We start from the raw sequence: 16,351 nt of genomic DNA on the forward strand, positions 1-16,351 counted from the left end.
CGGGCCATACCGGTTCTCGACCTTCTGATGCGTTTCATCGACGAGGAACTGCTGCCCAACGAGACCAGTGATGCGGCCGCAGAGGCGTGGAAGCTGCGGGAGGCCATCCGACCGCTGGTCGTCCGGGTCCGCGGCCTGGTCGAGCGCCGCCTCGGCCCGCTGACCGAGCATCTGGAGGCCGCCAGCACTCACACGCTGCGCTGCCTGTCCTGCGGCCACTTCGCGACGATTCTCGCCGCTGGCCCCGACGGAGTCGGCTCGCTCGGCAGTTGCCTGCTGTGCGGCAAGACGTACGACAGCTTCACAGACGCGCTGGAGGCCCACGGCATGGGAAGCCGCTACGAAGCGGTCACCCAGGGCGGCCCGCCGCCGGCCTACGAATGCTCCGAGTGCCTGGCCGATGAGGACTGCGTCGTACTGACCCAGACCGCCGACGACCCTGCCGGTCAGGTGTGGCTCTGCCTGTGGGGCGTACACCGGCTCGAAGGCATCTGCGGCTACTGCCAGCGGGCCGTCAACTTCGCTCTCGGGACCGATATGTGCAGCGACTGCTACGCCAGCGAACTCGCCCAGTTCTGACAGGTACTGCCCCGCTTCTAGCCCCTTGTCCCCTGCGGGGCAGTACAGGGAGCAGGATCCATAGGGTGCGGGCCGTGAGCAGGCAAGACCAGGCGGATGCGGTGGACCGGGAGATGGCCAAGCGCCTGCTGCCCAATGAGGCTCTGCAGGCGCTGGCCCGTTGGTGAAGCGAGAACGCTGCAAGGCTGCCCGACAAGACGCCCGGTGCCCACACAGTCCGCCGTCGTGCTGATCGGTACCACGTTCATCGCACTGATCGCCGCGCTCTACCCGAGTCTCGTTCCGGCGCTCGGCGTCGCCCTGGCCACCTTCACGGCCCCCTGGCCGTCTGAAGCCGTGACCGCCCTACGCAGTGCAGCAGGACGGTTCAGCGACCGTCCCCGCAGGGCCCGGCCCCCTGGGGGCCGGGCAGACGGCGGGCTGCCGAGTCAGACCAGAGGAAGGCCGGTCGGTCATCGGCCAGGCGCATTCGGTCCCTTGGCGGATCTGCCGGGCGAGGTTGAACACCTGGCAGGCAACGCGATGCCGGGACGGGGCGCACCGACCCACGATCACTGAACTCGCACTTCAGGAGCCTCTCTGGCTCCTGAACCTCTGCCAACCCCAGCTCAGGTCGGCCTGTGACCGCACTTGCGTGATGGCTACGGCGCTTGCCGTGCGTGAGTGTGGATGCCAAGGTCAGGCGGACTCGAAGCTAGGTGTCGCGGGTCCGATGTTGCCCGCTTCGTCCATGAACTGAAGGTTCGTGACGAAGTCCAGGATGAAGGCGAGGAACGCGCCGTCGAAGGTCACGCAGCTGGATCCATGGACGGCTGTGACCACCTTCCATTGGTTCGGATCAGGGCTGCATGGCAGGAAGAAGTGCTCATCCCCGCCGAAGTCGTACCCCCAGTGGATGAGACCGTTTTCCTCAGGGTGGAACGGGTGAGGAAAGTCGTCCGGGCGCCGCTTGCGGGAGCGGCTGGCGCGCTCGTGGATCTCACGCATGTGCGGCAGGAGCGGGGTGGATCCTTGGGGGTGGAAGACCACGAGCTCTTCAGAAATGATCCCGCTGCCGTAGGCGTCCATGAAGGCTTTGTAGTCAGTCGGCAACGACGAGCCGAGGTACTTTTCAACCTCAGCCCAGTCGCTCGGCGAGTGCGGCCTCGGTGCCGGCTCTCCCAACAGCCGCCTCAGCTCGTCAAGCTCTGACATATACCCCACCCTGCTCGCACGCCGCGTTGACCAACGACGACGAACATAGCTGAGCCAGCACTGCCGCCCGGTCGCCTCGTCCGGCGCTGCCGCGCCGTCCGGTCCGGCCTCGCGGCGTCCGGGTGTACCGAAGGCAGCTGTGCGCACGCACGATGCCGGGCACGCGTACGGGCACGGCCCGCTGCTGCTCCTGGATGCCGACGCGGACGGGCAGGTGACTGGTTTACGGGGTCGGCGGTCTGCTCCTGGACGTGGCCGCCAAGTCCCTACTCCTCGGCGTCAGCCAGCGCACCGTCGAACGCTATGTGAACCAACCAGATCAAAACCCCCCGGACGCAGCTCGCCGACCGGCTGGGGGGCGAGGTCCTCGCCCGCTGGCAGCCGCACATCAGGGCCAGAGCCAAGCAGGCCGCCACCACCACCAGCGGCATCATGATCGACGTCCAGGGACGGTTCGGCTACACCGCCCCCGCCGGCAGCACCGCCCAGTCCCGCGTCCGCCACCTCACCCTCCCCCTCCCGCCCCATCACGCCGCCCCCTCCTCCAGGCCCAGCAGGACGGCACCGACGAGGACGACCTCCGCCAGATCTCCGCCGAGCCCTCGGAAAGGTCTACTTCCGCGACAAGGGCCGCCGTGCCCACGGCCTCGAAGTCCACCTCAAAGACCTCGTCGACCTCCGGTTCGAGCTGTAGGCAAGGCAGTCCGGGACAGACGGACGGACCTGACCGGCTGCCCTGCCCGCCCACAGGAGTCGGAGATCAGCGCCCGGCGCTCTGCCACCGAACCCCGCTTACCCGGGAGACCGGGCGATGAGATCCACGATCTCCGCGCCGTCAGGGAGGTCCAAGCGCTGCCTGCGGGGCGCGGGAGCAGAAGGTCAGGGCCGCCGGGCAGCAGGCCCTTGGCGCACAGGGTCTGGGCGCGGCTGCGGCAAGGGAGCAGAACTCCCGGGGCGGGCTGGCAAAGTCGGGGCAGCGCACGAAGTGGAGGCGGTCCCTGGAAAGTCGTCACCGAAGTATCCGACCTCGTGATCGAATCGCCTGGTCAAGGCCGTACTCTGCCTCTCCACACACATGATCCGGAAGTGGGCAGTGATCAACGCCGTTTATCGAAGATGCGCAGCCGGTGCTGCGGCCCTGGCTCTGGTTCTCGGGGCGACGGGGTGTGGTGCCGAGGACTCCGCCGCCGCGCACGCGCCGGCCGACGGAAGCGGTAAGCAAGCGGACGGTTCGGGGGCCTCGAAGACGAAGAAGTCGGCCGCCCGTGTTCCGGTGCTGGTTCAGGACCGGCTGGAAGAGGCGGTCCTCGATGAGCGCGACCTTCCCGGGGTCAGCGTCAACACGATCGGGGTGGGCGCGGACGGCGTGGGCGATGGTGTGGTCCACGCGGTCCCCAACAGTGCCACACAGCCCTCGGCATGCGGACCGGTCAACAGTGCTCTCGCCGGCAGCAGCCGGTTCACGCCGGTCGCCAGCGTGATGCGCATGGCCCAGAGCAAGAACGGCCTGGCTACGTTCTACCTGGTCTCCTACCGGAACCAAGACGCGGTCCGGGTCGTCGACGAACTCCGCACGGCCCTGCGGACCTGCAGGGCCTTCACCTCGTCAACGCTTACCGGAGGTGCTGAGAAGGTATCGCCCACCCGCGAGCCGTCCACCGGGGACGGGGGTGTGTCCTTCCGCCTCACCGGATTGATGAAGACGCCGGGGAAGGACCCGATCCAGATCCCCGAGAGTGTCGTCGTCATCCGCTCGGGTTCCACGGTCGCCATCTTCAACGCCATGGAAACCATTCCTCGCGCCGGCATCTATCCGAAGGTGCCCGGCGACATCGTGACGGCCCAGGTGAAAGTACTGAGCACGGGAGCACACGCCACCCGCTAGCCGGGGAAGCCTCCGAGAGCGGCGGCATCGTCGGAGGCTTCCACGCAGCTCGGCTCGCGGTGGAATTGGCGACGGCCCAGTGCAGCGGTCATTCTCGTTGCGCAGGGTGGCCCTGTCACGGTCGTTGTTCCACACGTAGGGGCGCCAGTCCTGGAAACGCCGGCGCCATCCCGCGCCGTGCTGGCCGCCTCGCGAACGCCGATGGCCGGGCGGCGGGAGGTATTGCCGTGGTTCAGTGGACCGGCGTCCACACGCCGCAGCCCTCCGAAGTGAACGTGCTGTCAGTGGCGCTGATGTGCACGGTGATTTTGCGGGCTACGTTGGCCAGGCCATTGTCGATTATGTCGCCATTCGCCGCTGTGCGTTCCCAGTAGCAGTCGGCTATGTCTCCCTCGGTGCGGTAGGTGCCCGGGGGGATCTGTGTCGGGCTGGTGCCGATGTCGTAGGTGTCGTCCGTGATCCAGCGGTCGTACCTGCCGGACAGACTCTTCTTCAAGGCTTTGGCCCATTTCGGGCAGAGCAGCGGGACCCCTGCACGCAGTGCCTCAGCGCCTGATTTCTGGGAGGCTGCGCGCATCGCGAGGGCCTGCGGCACGCTCTCGCCCACCTGCTCGGGCAGGAAATCCGTCTGGTCCGCCATGTCACAGGCGTCCTGGACGAATTCCGACGCCGAATAGTCCGACAGATCCCAGCCCTTGTCATGCCAGAGGTCATCCAGCCGCTGTTCCGGCGGCGTGCGAGTCGGAGTCGGCGTGGGGGCGGCCGACGGCTCAACAGGGCTGGCTTCCACCGACGGTTGGGAAGGCTCAACGACGGGGGTGGGCCGCGCCGCCTGCGGGGCGGCAGCGGCCGGGTCGTTCCCGGACGGCTCACCGAGAACGATTACCAGCGTGCTGGCGCACACGACGGCAAGGAGTGTCCCGACTCGGCGCTTGCGGCCCGGCGGCGGGAAGGAGATGCGGAACACTCAAACTCCAGAGGGGGTCGAGGCCCAAGGGGCAGGCGGCAGTTCGGTTCGGGACGTGTGGGCGGCGGCACGGTGGCCACCATCGGCCCGCATCCGCAGTCGGTCAGTGTGCGGGGCATCCCGTCGTCCCGCGGACCGGCAGCACACCGCCCTCACAGCCTGGCGCCGTTTTCGCGAGCCGCTGTACGGCCTTTGCGCTCCTTCGCTCCAGCCCCCTGGATACCTGTGGATGAAGCCGCGTTGCGGGCGAACACGGCAGGTCCTCCCACGAGTTCGGGCCACCACGGCAGGTAGGCGACTCCCGCCGCGCTACCCGCTGCCACCAGGAGAGCAACGACCGCGGTCGGCCACCCCTCGACCAGCACGACAAACGATGTCGACACGGCAAGAGCGGTGGCCACCGCAGTGACCCATACCTCGACGTGATCCATGGGATCGAAAGGCCACTGTTCGCCCCACACGCGAACCAGAAGGTAGGCAGCGCAAGGAACCGCCACTGCGCACCCGACGAACCAGGCCCACCGCCACTCCGCGACAACCCACAGGACGGCCTCGTACAGCAACCAGCAGACCGCGGCCGCGACGGCGATGCCGATGAGGCCAAGGCACCCCAACACCCCGTCATCCATGTCAGATCTAGCCATATTCCCTCAAGTTCCAGACATCTGAACCGGCCACTCCGGGCGGTGCGCTCACGGCTTCAGCGTGTGGAGAATGTAAAGGATTGCCGATCATGAAGCGAAGGAGGGGTGCAGGCTGACTTGCTGCACAGCATCACCCCACCCAGGCGGCCGGCCTCCCGCACGGGCCTTCACCTGAGAGGCGAGGCGTCCCGCCGGCGTTTGTAGGCGCGCGAGACCAGCGCGACGCCGAAGGCTAGCTGTACGACGAAGAGCACGTCGGACCAGTGTGGGGCGTTGAAGGGAACGTCCCACACGGCCCAGGCCAGGGCACGCATGCCGATGAGGACGGTGGCGACGATTCCGAAGGATTCTGCGACGGATGGCCACGGGCCTGTCTTCCCGGCCTGTGCGGTGCCGTCCTTCTTGGCGGCCTCGCTCTGACTCCTCAGCGCTTTGATCGCTTTGATCTTCTCGGAGCCGGTGAGCTCTCGGCCGCGTAGGTGCCCCAGACGATGCAGCACCATCAGCAGCCGTGCCCCGGCAGAGCCGGCCAGCGCCACCGCGACAGCCTCCACGATCCGCCGCAGTGCTGGCGTCCTGCGCTGGTAGCGCTCGATCAGCCCGTCGACCTGTTCAACGAACGTCGTCCTCGGACAGGCCGCCATCGTCGGAACCTGGGGCCCCTCACGTCACCGAGAACGCAGATCCTGCTGGCTTCAGCCCCGTTTCCGGGTCCTGGGGCCCGTCCATATCACCGTGCCGCGGGTGAAGAGGATGCCGTCCAGGGCGTCGGCTTACGCCGAGGGCGTGCGGCACTCGATCATCGACCAGGTCACCACTGAAGCAAGGCAACCACCGGGTTCGAGTAGTGATGGCCAGCCTGGGGCGGCCCCCAGGAAGCCCCACGGCCCGGCCGGACCTCTGGAGATACCATCAGCTCTCTTTGCGATCATCTAGGGGAAACAGTGCGTCGACGTCGAGTATCCATATGTGCCGCTCTTGGAACTCTCGCCCTGGTCACAGCCTGCTCGGACTCACAGGCCTCCCCCACCTCCACCGCACAGCCATCGACTCCGGCCACCACGCAGTCATCGACTCCGGCCACCGTGCAGTCATTGACTTCGGTCACCACGCTCGACCAAGCGGATGAGCGCCTCCACGAGCTGTTGCTCAAGGTGACCACGGCCGCGTGGAAGTCAGGACGGCCCCCGATCGGCGCCGTGCATCCCGCCGTGGAGACCGCTCCTGACTGCCAGGATCCGGGCACCGCGAGACACACGGTAACCATGTCGATCCTTCCGGGGGCCGGGTCTTCGGACGTCGGCCCGGAAGTCCGATCCGACCTCCAGAAGCAGGGCTGGACCATGGGCGGATGGCGCATCCATGACAACAGAAGGCGATACACCTCCCCGGGCAAGTTCGGGGAATTCACCATCTTCGTCTCCTACGTGAAGGGCTCCGGCGAGACGAACGTGCTCGCGAACACTCCGTGCCTGAAGGGCTCGCCACTCACGAAGCCCTCAATGTTCCCCGAACCTGCCCGCACCGAACCCCAGTAGGTTCCCAGCGGTGTGCAGGACAACGAGGCCGGCGGACTGCGGCTGAGACACCTCGCTATGCCCTCAAGCTGGTCGTCTGTGAGGGGCGGGCGGGGTCTTCGACCAGTTCTGACCAGGCTTGGAGAGGATCCCGTCATGGTGATGGCACGGCACTGGTACTCCTCGTCGCCCGTCGTGGACGGACACCCACTCCTGGATGAACCGGGCTTCTGGCCTGCGTACTTGGCAGGCCTGATTGAGGGGTTCACGCCGGAAGCCTTCGCGTCGGACGCGGGCGATGCGGACGCCATGCTGGACACACTTCCACGACCCGTCGGCGTGGCCCATGTTCACGGTGCCGCTGGCCGGCGGCTTCGCGATCGTCGTGCACTTCAACAGCGGCGAGGAGTTCACGACCAGGGACTACTTCCTCACCCATCCCGACTGGAGCCAGGATCTCGTGCTGTCCAGCGACGATCAGGACCGCATCGGCCCGGGGCTGTGTAATCTCACGCCCGCCTCCTCCTACTGCTGCCGGTTCTCGGCGACGCGGCGGTTGCGGAGGAGTCCGTGACGGCAGTGGTCGAGGCTCTGGTCGCCCAGGGCGCGCCCGAGGCCAGCGAGGCGTTGGCCAGACACCTGCTCCGGGGACACCCCATGTGGGGCGCCGAGGACTGGTGGTTCGACGAAGATGAACAGAGCTGGCTCTGCGAGGGCGATCACAGCCCCCGCAAAGTCCCCCTCGACGACCATCTGCCGCCGCAACAGCGAGCCGCCCTCGAAGCCTGCCTCACTCCCCGCTGACCGTCTCAAGCCGCGGTGACAACAACCTCCCCATAGCCGAGCGAACTGGGCGCTGACCGCCTTGCCGGTGCGTCTCCTAAAACGAGGCCTGAGCAGCGGCGTCGCGTTGGGCTCAGTCACGGTGGGCATGCGCCTACGCCGCCCGCGGCCGGGACGGCGCCCTCGGTCGTCCAGTCGTCGTCGAAGAGCACGGCGACCAGGCGGGCGTGAGCCTCGGGGAGCCGGCCGTCGCGGTGTTTGGCGCGGGCCTTGGCGAACCAGGCGCCGGGCCTGACCGTGTCGCCGTCGACGCCTTGCGGGGCCATGATCACTCGCCCGGTGGCAACTCCCGCCCAAAGTCTCGGAGACAACCCCTCACCGTCTTCGACCACAGGCTGGTGGCCCTACGCGTCCGTGCGCGCCTTGCTGGCCGCGGGCTTCTGCTGAAAGAAGGCGTCCGCTCCGAACCCTTCCCAATCGACGGTCATGGACTTCCGTGACAGCCCATACACCCGCCCTACAGTCCGATCAGTATTGCCGTCACCACACTTAAGTCTGATGACGTACAGTCCAGCCTCTTTGGAGGCTTTGCCTCGACAGTGATGTTTGCCGTTCAGTTCGACTTGTTGGCCGTCGATAAGGAGGATGACGGCGCTTCCGCCGTTATCCCAGGCGGGGTAGAGCCAACGGCCATCGAGTGGAGGTTCAGCCTCGCCTCCGACGGCCTGAGCGCTGGGTGTGCCGGCCTTGCTGCCAGGGCTTGCCGTCGACGTGGGATCCGAGGAGGACTTCGCTCCCTCAGACTCTGCGCCGCCACACCCGGAAACAGCGACAGCTGCCACCAGGACCATCCCGGCAACCTTGCGTACTGGCTTGATCACGTCATCCCCTCGAAAGACCCGCCTGGACACGCCGGAAGCGGCAGGTCGGCAGCGGATCATAGCTTCCAGGGGAATCCCTGACACAGCCCCAGCTCATCAGGCCAAGGCCGCCACGGGCTGACATCAGCGGCTGACACCAACGCTTCTACAAACTCCAACCCGCTTCAGCCAGGTGAGGAGTTCAGCCCCGATCAGTCCTCCGGCCGAAGCCGCTGACGAGCCGCCTCAAGCCGCTGGTCATAGTCGGATGCGAACAGTTCAGGAAGCGCCTTGTCCAGCGTTCCGGCGATCCTATGGATCGGTGCCCAGACCGCCGGATCGTCCACAACCTGGCTCAGGTCCGTCATCTGGAGCTTCTCCAGCCAGTGCGACAGCACCAGTGCCTCGTCACTCGTGAGCTTGATCGTGACCTGGCTATCACCCATGCACACCCCTACGGTTCGACCCGCCCTCGACCACACGAACCTACTGGCCTTCGACGTTGACCAAACGCATAGGGGCACACCCCGCTGCGCGCCGGCCGGACGCTCCCCGGCCGGGCGCAGCTGTATCCGGGGGGTTGCTCATGGGTCTTCGCCCACTCTCGGTTGTGGCAGGGTGCTCGCATGTCCAACCCGGCCTCGTATCCCGTCTTCCGTACCACCGACCCGGCAGTGGCTTTGCGCGTGGCGCGACAGCTTGTGGAGGTCGGTGACCCGCAGCATGCGCAGGTGTCGGTGGACGTCGAGCTGCGGACGGTCCGGGAAGTGCTGCGGATACGCGATGCGCTGCCCGATTCCTGGTTCAGGAAGGAGGACGTCGAGGACTGGGCACGGGATCCCTCCGACCCGACGGGTCTGCACGTCGGTGTCCATGCGCCCGAGCTCTCCGATGATCCGGACTTCCTGTCCCCGCACCTGCCGCTCTGGGCATCGATGGAGTACCGGCCCGTGGGCAGCATCGAGGAAGAGTTCGCCGCCTTGGTGGGGTCGAACATCGGCGAGATCTGGTGCTCCGGTCTGACCTGGCCCGACGCACCAGACAGCAACATCTACGGCGAAGCCAACAACGCCCGGGTTTCGCTGCTTTTCAACTGCCGTACTACCAGTCTCGACGAGCGCGCCGATGACCATACTGTGCTCGTCCACGTCCTCCGCAGAAACCACGACAGGGATTCTGAGGAACGGCACGCCTCCTGGCTGGCGGAGCAGATCGGCGAGTCCGTCATCGGCCCCCGACAGGAGTAACCCCAGATTGGACCGGCCCCGCCGGGTCGATCACGTGACTGCCTCGCCTCAAGGGCGTTGGGATGGACATGGGGCGGGGTGATCTGAGTGATGCGGAGTGGGAACGGCTGCGGTCGTTCCTGCCGGTCAGCAACAAGCGTTGTGGCAGGGGGTGTGCGGGCCCGCCAGCCCTACCCGTCGCAAGGCGGGTCGCCCGCGCCGCCAGGATGGTCAGTCAGCAGCCATGGCCGGGCGGTGGCCCGGGTACGGGCCCCGGACGGACAGACCGGTCAGCAGGGCGGCGATGCCCAGGATCACGGCGCTGAAGATCCAAGAGGCAGTGGGCCCTTTCAGTGTGACCACCGATCAGATGACGGCTTTGGCATCCCCTGGTCTCAAGCACTCGCCGAAGAGGCAGTCAGTTGAAAGCGTCGGTCATACAGTCCACCCGGCAGTCGGCGGCCTCATAGCGCTGGCGGAGTGCGGCAGCTGCTTCTTCGCGCTCCACGAAGAGGTGTCCGTAGTGCTGGCACGCCACCCTGGTCACGTCCCCGACCGTGACGATGGCCGGTTCGCCCCGCGCGGCCCGGCGGCGCGCTTCGGCGATCGCCATGTCCGACGAACGCAGCAGGTTTCTGGAACGGTCCCGGATCACGGCCGCCCGGGCCCGTTTCACCGAGAGAGGGCGCAGGACACGTCCCCGCCAGACGAAGCCGGCGGCGACAAGTACGAGACCGAGCGCTATGAACAGGAGTCCGCCGGGATCGTGACGCATCTGTCCAGTCTTCACCACTCGGGCAGTGATCGTCATGCCCGCGCCGGCGTGACGCGGTCACTTTTCGGGGCGACTTGGTGTCAGTGAGCCTTTCAGCGCGGCCCACCGATCGGGGACGCCACCGGGATGCACAACGCGCGAGGCGGCTGGCTGCCATTGCGCGCGCCCGGAAGGGGTGAACGACCGGCTGTGCGGCCGGCCTGGCCCGCTGGCGTTTTGCCGCTGCTGTCCATCACCCGTGAGCAGCCCACTACACGGATCGACCGAACTGCCCCACTTGCCCGGTGTCCGGAGGGGCCACCTTTTCGCTCGATCCACAGGAGGACCACATGCCCAACGACCCCCGCCAGGACCGCCTCACCGTCGCCGTCCTGCTGATCGGTACCGCGTTCGTCGCGCTGATCGCCGTGCTCTACCCGGGCCTCGTTCCGGCGCTCGGCGTCGCCCTGGCCACCTTCACGGCCCTGGCCGTCTTCCTGAAGCCGTGACCGCCAACACGCCTTCCCCGGCCCGGCGTCAACTCCCCCGCCGGTAACGCCGCAAAGGCCTGTACGAACCGGAATATCGGCCCTGCCAGTTGAGGAAAGGATGAATTCGGGCCAGGTTTTTTCGGCCACCGAATGATCAACGGGGGTAAATGTGGATCACCGGGTTGGTCAACCTCAGGTCCAGTTCACAATGTTCCCGTTTCCAACTTCCGCGCCCAGTACGGGCGGAGCGGGTTTATCGCTCCACTACGGGTGAGACAGGGCACCTAGAGTGGACGACAGAAACGAAAGGGCCCCCGCCCGGCTGGTTTCCCGACCGTAGCGCCGGGACGGGGCCCTCTTCCGACTCCCACGAAAGGGGAAACTCCCATGCATTGTGACACGACCGGCTCCGGCAAGCAGGAGCCAAGCCGTACGAAAGTCCTGGGCGCCAGGGGGCGCCGCACGCTCCGGCTCATGGGTCGGCGGTTCATGCTCGGCCTGGCGTACTGCTCGGGCTCGGCGTGCGTGAGCCTGGTCGTGCTGGGGATCCAGCACCGCTGGCGTTAAGGCCGCAGGGGCCCCTACGGCAACATACGGGCCCCCTTGGACAACAATGATCAGAAGCAGTCTTCCGGCACTGGCCTCACCGCAGGACCTGGCAAGATTGCCGCCGTGGACCACTGGCCCGACTGGGCGAAAATACTTCTGAGCCTCTACATGGTCACCCTGATCGGTTCAGAGTGTTTTCTGCCTCAGCACCCTGCCGACCGGCACTGTATTGGAGTGGAGGTTCGCCGCCTTTGTCGCGGGCCCCGGGTTGGCTGTCGCCTGGCTCCCGATAGCTCTCGTTGCCTTCGCCTGGGTGAAGAAGAAGGGGCGCTAGTACGGCAGTTGTAGATCGCGATCTTGTCCACGAGTGGCCCTCTGCGGGCCTTTATCCTGCCGACCCGCCTGCTGGGTCCTCTGTGCCGTCGACGACCGAACGAACGCACCTCATCCAGTCCTCCCAGGCAGCGGGGTCTGTCGTCCCGCCGTCTGCCTCGATGCTGATGTCGCCCAGGAGCGTGAGAAGGTCGTCCCCAGCGCGGTTCGCGAACTGCCACACGAACCGCGACATGGCGACGAAGGCCTCGCGCTCGTTCAACTCGTAGCGACTCATCAGGCTTTCCATCCTTGGGCGGAGCCCGGTAGTCCAGGGCCGGGAGCCGTGATCTTGCTCGGCTGGGCAACAGCGCGGCCACCGAAGATCATCGTGGTTTGTGAAGACAACGAAGGATCAAGCGGTGGCCGCAGGTCACAGCGTAGACGTTGAACGGTGGCAGGCGATGTTCGAGGGCCTGATGGCCCGTGTCGCAGGTCGGTTCGCCCGGGTGGAACCCCGCCGCCGGGCCCGCTCGCTGGTGTTGGGGCTGCTGTCGGACCTGCCGCGCAAGAACTACTGGACGATCGCCGAGCATGCCGGGGACACCACCCCGCACGGGATGCAGCACCTACTGGGCCGTGCCAAGTGGGCCGCCGACGCGGTCCGGGACGACATCCGCACCTACGTGGTGGACCACCTGCGCGACGAGGAGGCGGTCCTCGTCGTCGACGAGACCGGCGACCTGAAGAAGGGCATCGCGACGGTCGGCGTCCAGCGCCAATACACCGGCACCGCGAACAGGATCGAAAACGCGCAGGTAGCGGTCTACCTCGTCTACTCCGCGCAGGCCGGACACGCCGCCATCGACCGGGAGTTGTACGTCCCGCACTCCTGGACCCAGGACCGCCAGCGGTGCGCGTCGGCCGGCATCCCAGCCGATGTCGGCTTCGCCACCAAGCCCGCTCTGGCCGTACAGATGATCGCCCGCGTCCTGGACTCTGGCGTCCCGGCGCGATGGGTTGCCGGCAACGAGGTCTACGGCGGCAACCCGACCCTTCGCACCGCGCTGGAACAGCGTGCGGTCGGCTACATCCTCGCGGTCGCATGCGACCACCAGATCGCCACGAAGGGAGGAAGACTGCGGGCGGCCGCGCTGGTCAAGAAGATGCCCAAGCGGGCCTGGCAGAAACTCTCGGCCGGGACCGGCGCGAAGGGCCACCGCTTTTACGACTGGGCAGTGGTCCACATTGCCGACGACCGCCCCGGACACCACCAACTCCTGGTCCGCCGCAACCGGCGCACACGCGAACTCGCCTTCTACCGCTGCTATTCACCCACCGCCGTGCCGCTGACCACACTCGTACGGGTAGCCGGGCGCAGGTGGACGGTCGAGGAGACCTTCCAGACCGGGAAGGCACTGACCGGACTGGACGAGCACCAACTCCGCCGGTGGACGTCCTGGCACCGCTGGGTCAGCCTCGCGATGCTCGCGCACGCCTTCCTTGCCGTCGCCACCGCAGACGACCGCACCCATAGGCCCGCACCAGACGGACTGATCCTGTTGACCAGCAACGAGATCGCGCACCTGTTCAACACTCTGATCGTGCGGCCCGCCCACACTGCAGCGCACCGCCTCCGCTGGTCCCACTGGCGACGACGCCACCAAGCCCGAGCCCGCGACAGCCACTACCTGCGACAAACAGCAGCTCATCCATGATCACGATCTACAGCTGCCGTACTAGGACCTGTCTTCTGGATCAGGCCGTGGGGTGGCGGCGGGCGCGGAGCCAGTGGACGCCCTTCACGGCGTAGACGGCGGACATGCACGAAGCCGGCGCAGGTGAGCCAGAACCAGGATTCCGCCACCACTGAACCCAGCAGCAGGCCGCCGAGGAGCAGCAGGCTACCGACCGTTTCCAGCACGTCGAGGCGCCCTTTGAGGCGCACCGCGGAGTCGAGTCCGCGCAGTCGGCGGATGACGGGGACGAGGGCGACGGCCTGCAAGACGGCCAGGCCGAGAAAGATCCAGTCGAACCAATCGGGTATGTGCACGGCGCGCACTGTATCGCTCGCCCAGGACCCTAAAGGCGAAGATCCAAAAGAGGCACCCTAGGGGTGGCATAGGGTCGCAGCCATGACCCATCCGCTTCCTTCCCCGGTGTTGAGAGAGTTCCTGGCGACGCTCCGTCGCGGGGACGAACGCTCGGGAGTGGTTACGTCGATCGAGAACTTCGGCGTCTTCGTGGACCTTGATGGAGCCCCGGAGCCTTCGGTGGGCTTCATTCCTCCATCGGAGGTCTCGTGGAAGTGGATCTCTTCCTGCGGAGAGGTCGTGACGATGGGCCAACGGGTGACCGCGGCAGTCCTGGGCGTGGACGCCGAGATGCGCGGGCAGGCTGTCCTGTCCCTGATCGCCCTCCAGCCGAACCCCTGGCTGGCATGGGTCGATCAGGTCGGCAGCGTCCTGCGGGGACGCGTCACGAGGCTGGTCCCCTTCGGAGTGTTCGTGAGCGTTGATGACGGCATGGACGGTCTACTCCACAACTCCGAGTTGTCACAGCTGGGCGGCGACCGCGACATCCAGGTCGGCGACGAGCTGACGGCACGGATCGCCGAAGTAGACCCGGCACGGCGCCGCATCCGCCTCTCACTCCCGACCGAGCACACGGCAGCGGACTGACACGGCGGCTCGCCTGGGCCGCCTCAGCCGGACAGCCCCTGGGGAATTGCGTGACCGTAACCTTGGGGAATTACGTGATCGTCCACACTAGTGCTCTGACCACATTGGTTCGCCGGGTTGGTGGTCGGGGCGGTTGGATGTGCGGTGACGTCCGATCGGAGTGCTGGGGGTGCGGTGGCTGAGCCTGTCCGCGTGCGCAGGTTGACTGACCAGGAGGGGCAGAAGCTGCAGCAGATCGTGCGCCGGGGCAGCACCAGTTCGGTGCGCTTCCGACGCGCGATGATGCTGCTGGCGTCTGCCGGCGGGAACCGGGTCCCGGTGATCGCCCAACTGGTGCAGGCCGACGAGGACACCGTCCGGGATGTGATCCACCGGTTCAATGAGATCGGCCTGGCCTGCCTGGACCCTCGATGGGCGGGAGGCCGTCCCCGCCTTCTCAGTACTAACGACGAGGACTTCGTCGTCCAGACGGCCACCACCCGCCCGACCAAGCTTGGCCAGCCTTTCACCCGCTGGTCCATCCGCAAACTCGCCGCCTACCTGCGGAAATTCCATGGCAGGGTCATCCGCATCGGCCGCCAGGCCTTACGCCGCCTGCTGGCCCGCCGCGGCATCACCTTCCAGCGCACCAAGACGTGGAAGGAGTCCCCGGACCCCGCCCGTGAGGCGAAGCTGGACCGCATCGAGCATGTTCTGGAGCGCTTCCCGGACCGGGTCTTCGCGTTCGACGAGTTCGGCCCGCTCGGCATCCGCCCCACCGGCGGTGCGGGCTGGGCCCCCGCCAGTCACCCGAGCGGCACCCGGCGACCTACCATCGCACCCACGGCGTCAGGTACTTCCACGGGTGCTACTCGATCGGCGACGACACGCTCTGGGGCATCAACCGCCGGAAGAAGGGTGCCGCGAACACGCTGGCCGCGCTCAGGTCGATCCGAGCCGCCCGCCCGGACGGCGCCCCCATCTACGTCATCCTGGACAACCTGTCTGCCCACAAGGGTGAGACGATCCGCCGCTGGGCGAAGAAGAACCGCGTCGAGCTGTGCTTCACGCCGACCTACGCGTCCTGGGCTAACCCGATCGAGGCGCACTTCGGGCCGCTGCGGCAGTTCACCATCGCGAACTCCGACCACCGCAACCACACCGTGCAGACCCGGGCCCTGCAGTCCTATCTGCGCTGGCGCAATATGAATGCCCGTCACCCCGACGTGCTGGCAGCCCAGCGCCGCGAGCGGGCCCGTATCCGAAGCGAGAAGGGCATCCGCTGGGGAGGCCGCCCACTCGCCGAAGCGGCCTGACCCACCGAGAAGAGAGCCTCCGATGGCAGTAGAGATCATCTACGAGACTCACGCCACCACCACCGACAACCAGGCGGGCATCGCTACCGGCTGGCTCCCGGGCCGGCTCTCGGAACTGGGCCGTCGCCAGGCCGGGGAACTGGGCGAGCGCCGACGCGGCGACGCGCTCGCGGCCGTGTTCACCTCCGACCTTCACCGCGCCGTGGAAACCGCCCGGATCGCGTTCCCCGGCGGCAAGCCCGCGATCCATCAGGACATCCGACTACGCGAGTGCAACTACGGCGACCTCAACGGAACATCCGCCATCCTCATCGCCGCCCAACGGGCCCGCTGGATCGACGAGCCCTTCCCAGGCGGACAGAGCTACCGCCAGGTCCTGGCGGCCACCGACGCATTCCTCCATGACCTGGCCACTGACTGGGACGGCTGCCGGATCCTGCTGATCGCCCACTCGGCCAACCGATGGGCTCTGGACTGTCTGCTCACCGGAGCATCGCTGGATGACCTGCTCGAAGCCCCACCTGCGTGGCGCCCGGGCTGGCGCTATACGCTTCCCGCCGACTGGCCTGCCCCAACCCGGTGAACCTTCTGAGTCACGGCACTAGCCTGTGGCA

20 protein-coding genes and 2 pseudogenes are annotated in these 16,351 nt (G+C 67.1%); 13 read left to right on the forward strand and 9 right to left on the reverse strand.

The genetic code is table 11. The annotated features are described in order from the left end of the window. Positions 1-27: 27 nt before the first annotated feature. A complete protein-coding gene (locus ACF07B_RS07880) occupies positions 28-579 on the forward strand; it encodes a hypothetical protein (RefSeq protein ID WP_392178192.1) in 552 nt (183 codons plus the stop codon). A 678-nt stretch (positions 580-1,257) separates the two neighbouring features. Here ACF07B_RS07880 and ACF07B_RS07885 read toward each other — a convergent pair. Next, positions 1,258-1,773, reverse strand: coding sequence for an SMI1/KNR4 family protein (locus ACF07B_RS07885; protein ID WP_384238312.1), 516 nt, complete (start codon positions 1,771-1,773; stop codon positions 1,258-1,260). Between the two features lie 351 nt (positions 1,774-2,124). Here ACF07B_RS07885 and ACF07B_RS07890 point away from each other — a divergent pair. Beyond that, positions 2,125-2,250, forward strand: a pseudogene (locus ACF07B_RS07890) (XRE family transcriptional regulator); the annotation flags it as partial. A gap of 616 nt (positions 2,251-2,866) precedes the next feature. After that, on the forward strand, positions 2,867-3,658 hold the full coding sequence (locus ACF07B_RS07895) for a hypothetical protein (RefSeq protein WP_392178193.1): 792 nt from the start codon (positions 2,867-2,869) through the stop codon (positions 3,656-3,658). Between the two features lie 232 nt (positions 3,659-3,890). Here ACF07B_RS07895 and ACF07B_RS07900 read toward each other — a convergent pair whose 3' ends face one another. The 3 genes from ACF07B_RS07900 to ACF07B_RS07910 all read right to left on the reverse strand — a co-directional run bounded on the left by ACF07B_RS07900 (position 3,891) and on the right by ACF07B_RS07910 (position 5,913). Beyond that, the gene (locus tag ACF07B_RS07900; protein WP_392178194.1) at positions 3,891-4,625 is read right to left on the reverse strand and encodes a hypothetical protein; all 735 of its coding nucleotides are present in this window, start codon (positions 4,623-4,625) and stop codon (positions 3,891-3,893) included. 152 nt (positions 4,626-4,777) lie between these two features. Next, positions 4,778-5,254 carry a hypothetical protein gene (locus ACF07B_RS07905; protein ID WP_392178195.1) on the reverse strand — a complete coding sequence of 159 codons (477 nt, stop codon included), beginning with the start codon at positions 5,252-5,254 and terminating at the stop codon, positions 4,778-4,780. A gap of 182 nt (positions 5,255-5,436) precedes the next feature. Then, positions 5,437-5,913: a hypothetical protein gene (locus ACF07B_RS07910; RefSeq protein ID WP_392178196.1), complete on the reverse strand. Its 477-nt coding sequence runs from the start codon at positions 5,911-5,913 to the stop codon at positions 5,437-5,439. Between the two features lie 621 nt (positions 5,914-6,534). Between ACF07B_RS07910 and ACF07B_RS07915 the strand changes: the two genes are divergently transcribed. The 3 genes from ACF07B_RS07915 to ACF07B_RS07925 all read left to right on the forward strand — a co-directional run bounded on the left by ACF07B_RS07915 (position 6,535) and on the right by ACF07B_RS07925 (position 7,590). After that, on the forward strand, positions 6,535-6,807 hold the full coding sequence (locus ACF07B_RS07915) for a hypothetical protein (RefSeq protein ID WP_392178197.1): 273 nt from the start codon (positions 6,535-6,537) through the stop codon (positions 6,805-6,807). Between the two features lie 325 nt (positions 6,808-7,132). Beyond that, positions 7,133-7,360 carry a hypothetical protein gene (locus tag ACF07B_RS07920; protein WP_392178198.1) on the forward strand — a complete coding sequence of 76 codons (228 nt, stop codon included), beginning with the start codon at positions 7,133-7,135 and terminating at the stop codon, positions 7,358-7,360. Next, a complete protein-coding gene (locus ACF07B_RS07925) occupies positions 7,357-7,590 on the forward strand; it encodes a hypothetical protein (protein ID WP_392178199.1) in 234 nt (77 codons plus the stop codon). Before ACF07B_RS07920 ends, ACF07B_RS07925 begins: the two co-directional genes overlap by 4 nt. 116 nt (positions 7,591-7,706) lie before the next feature. Here ACF07B_RS07925 and ACF07B_RS07930 read toward each other — a convergent pair whose 3' ends face one another. Next, positions 7,707-7,895, reverse strand: a complete 189-nt coding sequence (locus ACF07B_RS07930; RefSeq protein ID WP_392178200.1) for a hypothetical protein — start codon at positions 7,893-7,895, stop codon at positions 7,707-7,709. Between the two features lie 746 nt (positions 7,896-8,641). Continuing rightward, on the reverse strand, positions 8,642-8,875 hold the full coding sequence (locus ACF07B_RS07935) for a hypothetical protein (RefSeq protein WP_392178201.1): 234 nt from the start codon (positions 8,873-8,875) through the stop codon (positions 8,642-8,644). A gap of 180 nt (positions 8,876-9,055) precedes the next feature. Here ACF07B_RS07935 and ACF07B_RS07940 point away from each other — a divergent pair, with 180 nt between their 5' ends. Then, positions 9,056-9,676 (forward strand): hypothetical protein, encoded by a 621-nt coding sequence (locus tag ACF07B_RS07940; RefSeq protein WP_392178202.1) that lies wholly within the window; start codon positions 9,056-9,058, stop codon positions 9,674-9,676. 397 nt (positions 9,677-10,073) lie between these two features. On the opposite strand, the gene ACF07B_RS07945 is transcribed toward ACF07B_RS07940, so the two are convergent. Next, complete coding sequence (locus ACF07B_RS07945) at positions 10,074-10,430, reverse strand: hypothetical protein (RefSeq protein ID WP_392178203.1); 357 nt, start codon at positions 10,428-10,430, stop codon at positions 10,074-10,076. A 329-nt stretch (positions 10,431-10,759) separates the two neighbouring features. Here ACF07B_RS07945 and ACF07B_RS07950 point away from each other — a divergent pair, with 329 nt between their 5' ends. Then, positions 10,760-10,918 (forward strand): hypothetical protein, encoded by a 159-nt coding sequence (locus ACF07B_RS07950; RefSeq protein ID WP_392178204.1) that lies wholly within the window; start codon positions 10,760-10,762, stop codon positions 10,916-10,918. 369 nt (positions 10,919-11,287) lie between these two features. After that, positions 11,288-11,467 carry a hypothetical protein gene (locus ACF07B_RS07955; protein WP_392178205.1) on the forward strand — a complete coding sequence of 60 codons (180 nt, stop codon included), beginning with the start codon at positions 11,288-11,290 and terminating at the stop codon, positions 11,465-11,467. 367 nt (positions 11,468-11,834) lie between these two features. On the opposite strand, the gene ACF07B_RS07960 is transcribed toward ACF07B_RS07955, so the two are convergent. After that, positions 11,835-12,059 (reverse strand): hypothetical protein, encoded by a 225-nt coding sequence (locus tag ACF07B_RS07960; protein WP_392178206.1) that lies wholly within the window; start codon positions 12,057-12,059, stop codon positions 11,835-11,837. A 181-nt stretch (positions 12,060-12,240) separates the two neighbouring features. Between ACF07B_RS07960 and ACF07B_RS07965 the strand changes: the two genes are divergently transcribed. Then, the gene (locus ACF07B_RS07965) at positions 12,241-13,479 is read left to right on the forward strand and encodes an IS701 family transposase (protein ID WP_392178731.1); all 1,239 of its coding nucleotides are present in this window, start codon (positions 12,241-12,243) and stop codon (positions 13,477-13,479) included. Here the strand turns inward: ACF07B_RS07965 and ACF07B_RS07970 are convergent. Continuing rightward, on the reverse strand, positions 13,470-13,814 hold the full coding sequence (locus ACF07B_RS07970; protein WP_392178207.1) for a hypothetical protein: 345 nt from the start codon (positions 13,812-13,814) through the stop codon (positions 13,470-13,472). The two genes, ACF07B_RS07965 and ACF07B_RS07970, sit on opposite strands and share 10 nt — an antisense overlap. An 82-nt stretch (positions 13,815-13,896) precedes the next feature. On the opposite strand from ACF07B_RS07970, the gene ACF07B_RS07975 reads away from it, so the two are divergent. From ACF07B_RS07975 to ACF07B_RS07985, 3 genes and pseudogenes are all read left to right on the forward strand, one after another. Then, on the forward strand, positions 13,897-14,442 hold the full coding sequence (locus tag ACF07B_RS07975; protein WP_392178208.1) for a S1 RNA-binding domain-containing protein: 546 nt from the start codon (positions 13,897-13,899) through the stop codon (positions 14,440-14,442). Positions 14,443-14,616: 174 nt separating this feature from the next. Next, positions 14,617-15,737 (forward strand): annotated as a pseudogene (locus ACF07B_RS07980) (IS630 family transposase). Positions 15,738-15,759: 22 nt separating this feature from the next. Further along, positions 15,760-16,320 (forward strand): histidine phosphatase family protein, encoded by a 561-nt coding sequence (locus ACF07B_RS07985; protein WP_168532219.1) that lies wholly within the window; start codon positions 15,760-15,762, stop codon positions 16,318-16,320. Positions 16,321-16,351: the final 31 nt, after the last annotated feature.

The organism is Streptomyces sp. NPDC015532 (genome assembly GCF_043078065.1).
Classification (GTDB): Bacteria; Actinomycetota; Actinomycetes; order Streptomycetales; family Streptomycetaceae; genus Streptomyces.

What these genes read in the sequence shown, in the direction of transcription:
- ACF07B_RS07965 (WP_392178731.1), top strand. Translation starts at nt 12,241, where the DNA reads ATGGCCCGTGTCGCAGGTCGGTTCGCCCGGGTGGAACCCCGCCGCCGG.
- ACF07B_RS07950 (WP_392178204.1), top strand. Translation starts at nt 10,760, where the DNA reads ATGCCCAACGACCCCCGCCAGGACCGCCTCACCGTCGCCGTCCTGCTG.
- ACF07B_RS07880 (WP_392178192.1), top strand. Translation starts at nt 28, where the DNA reads ATGCGTTTCATCGACGAGGAACTGCTGCCCAACGAGACCAGTGATGCG.
- ACF07B_RS07935 (WP_392178201.1), bottom strand. Translation starts at nt 8,875, where the DNA reads ATGGGTGATAGCCAGGTCACGATCAAGCTCACGAGTGACGAGGCACTG.
- ACF07B_RS07910 (WP_392178196.1), bottom strand. Translation starts at nt 5,913, where the DNA reads ATGGCGGCCTGTCCGAGGACGACGTTCGTTGAACAGGTCGACGGGCTG.
- ACF07B_RS07915 (WP_392178197.1), top strand. Translation starts at nt 6,535, where the DNA reads ATGTCGATCCTTCCGGGGGCCGGGTCTTCGGACGTCGGCCCGGAAGTC.
- ACF07B_RS07955 (WP_392178205.1), top strand. Translation starts at nt 11,288, where the DNA reads ATGCATTGTGACACGACCGGCTCCGGCAAGCAGGAGCCAAGCCGTACG.
- ACF07B_RS07985 (WP_168532219.1), top strand. Translation starts at nt 15,760, where the DNA reads ATGGCAGTAGAGATCATCTACGAGACTCACGCCACCACCACCGACAAC.
- ACF07B_RS07930 (WP_392178200.1), bottom strand. Translation starts at nt 7,895, where the DNA reads ATGGCCCCGCAAGGCGTCGACGGCGACACGGTCAGGCCCGGCGCCTGG.
- ACF07B_RS07945 (WP_392178203.1), bottom strand. Translation starts at nt 10,430, where the DNA reads ATGCGTCACGATCCCGGCGGACTCCTGTTCATAGCGCTCGGTCTCGTA.
- ACF07B_RS07920 (WP_392178198.1), top strand. Translation starts at nt 7,133, where the DNA reads ATGTTCACGGTGCCGCTGGCCGGCGGCTTCGCGATCGTCGTGCACTTC.
- ACF07B_RS07960 (WP_392178206.1), bottom strand. Translation starts at nt 12,059, where the DNA reads ATGAGTCGCTACGAGTTGAACGAGCGCGAGGCCTTCGTCGCCATGTCG.
- ACF07B_RS07940 (WP_392178202.1), top strand. Translation starts at nt 9,056, where the DNA reads ATGTCCAACCCGGCCTCGTATCCCGTCTTCCGTACCACCGACCCGGCA.
- ACF07B_RS07975 (WP_392178208.1), top strand. Translation starts at nt 13,897, where the DNA reads ATGACCCATCCGCTTCCTTCCCCGGTGTTGAGAGAGTTCCTGGCGACG.
- ACF07B_RS07905 (WP_392178195.1), bottom strand. Translation starts at nt 5,254, where the DNA reads ATGGATGACGGGGTGTTGGGGTGCCTTGGCCTCATCGGCATCGCCGTC.
- ACF07B_RS07885 (WP_384238312.1), bottom strand. Translation starts at nt 1,773, where the DNA reads ATGTCAGAGCTTGACGAGCTGAGGCGGCTGTTGGGAGAGCCGGCACCG.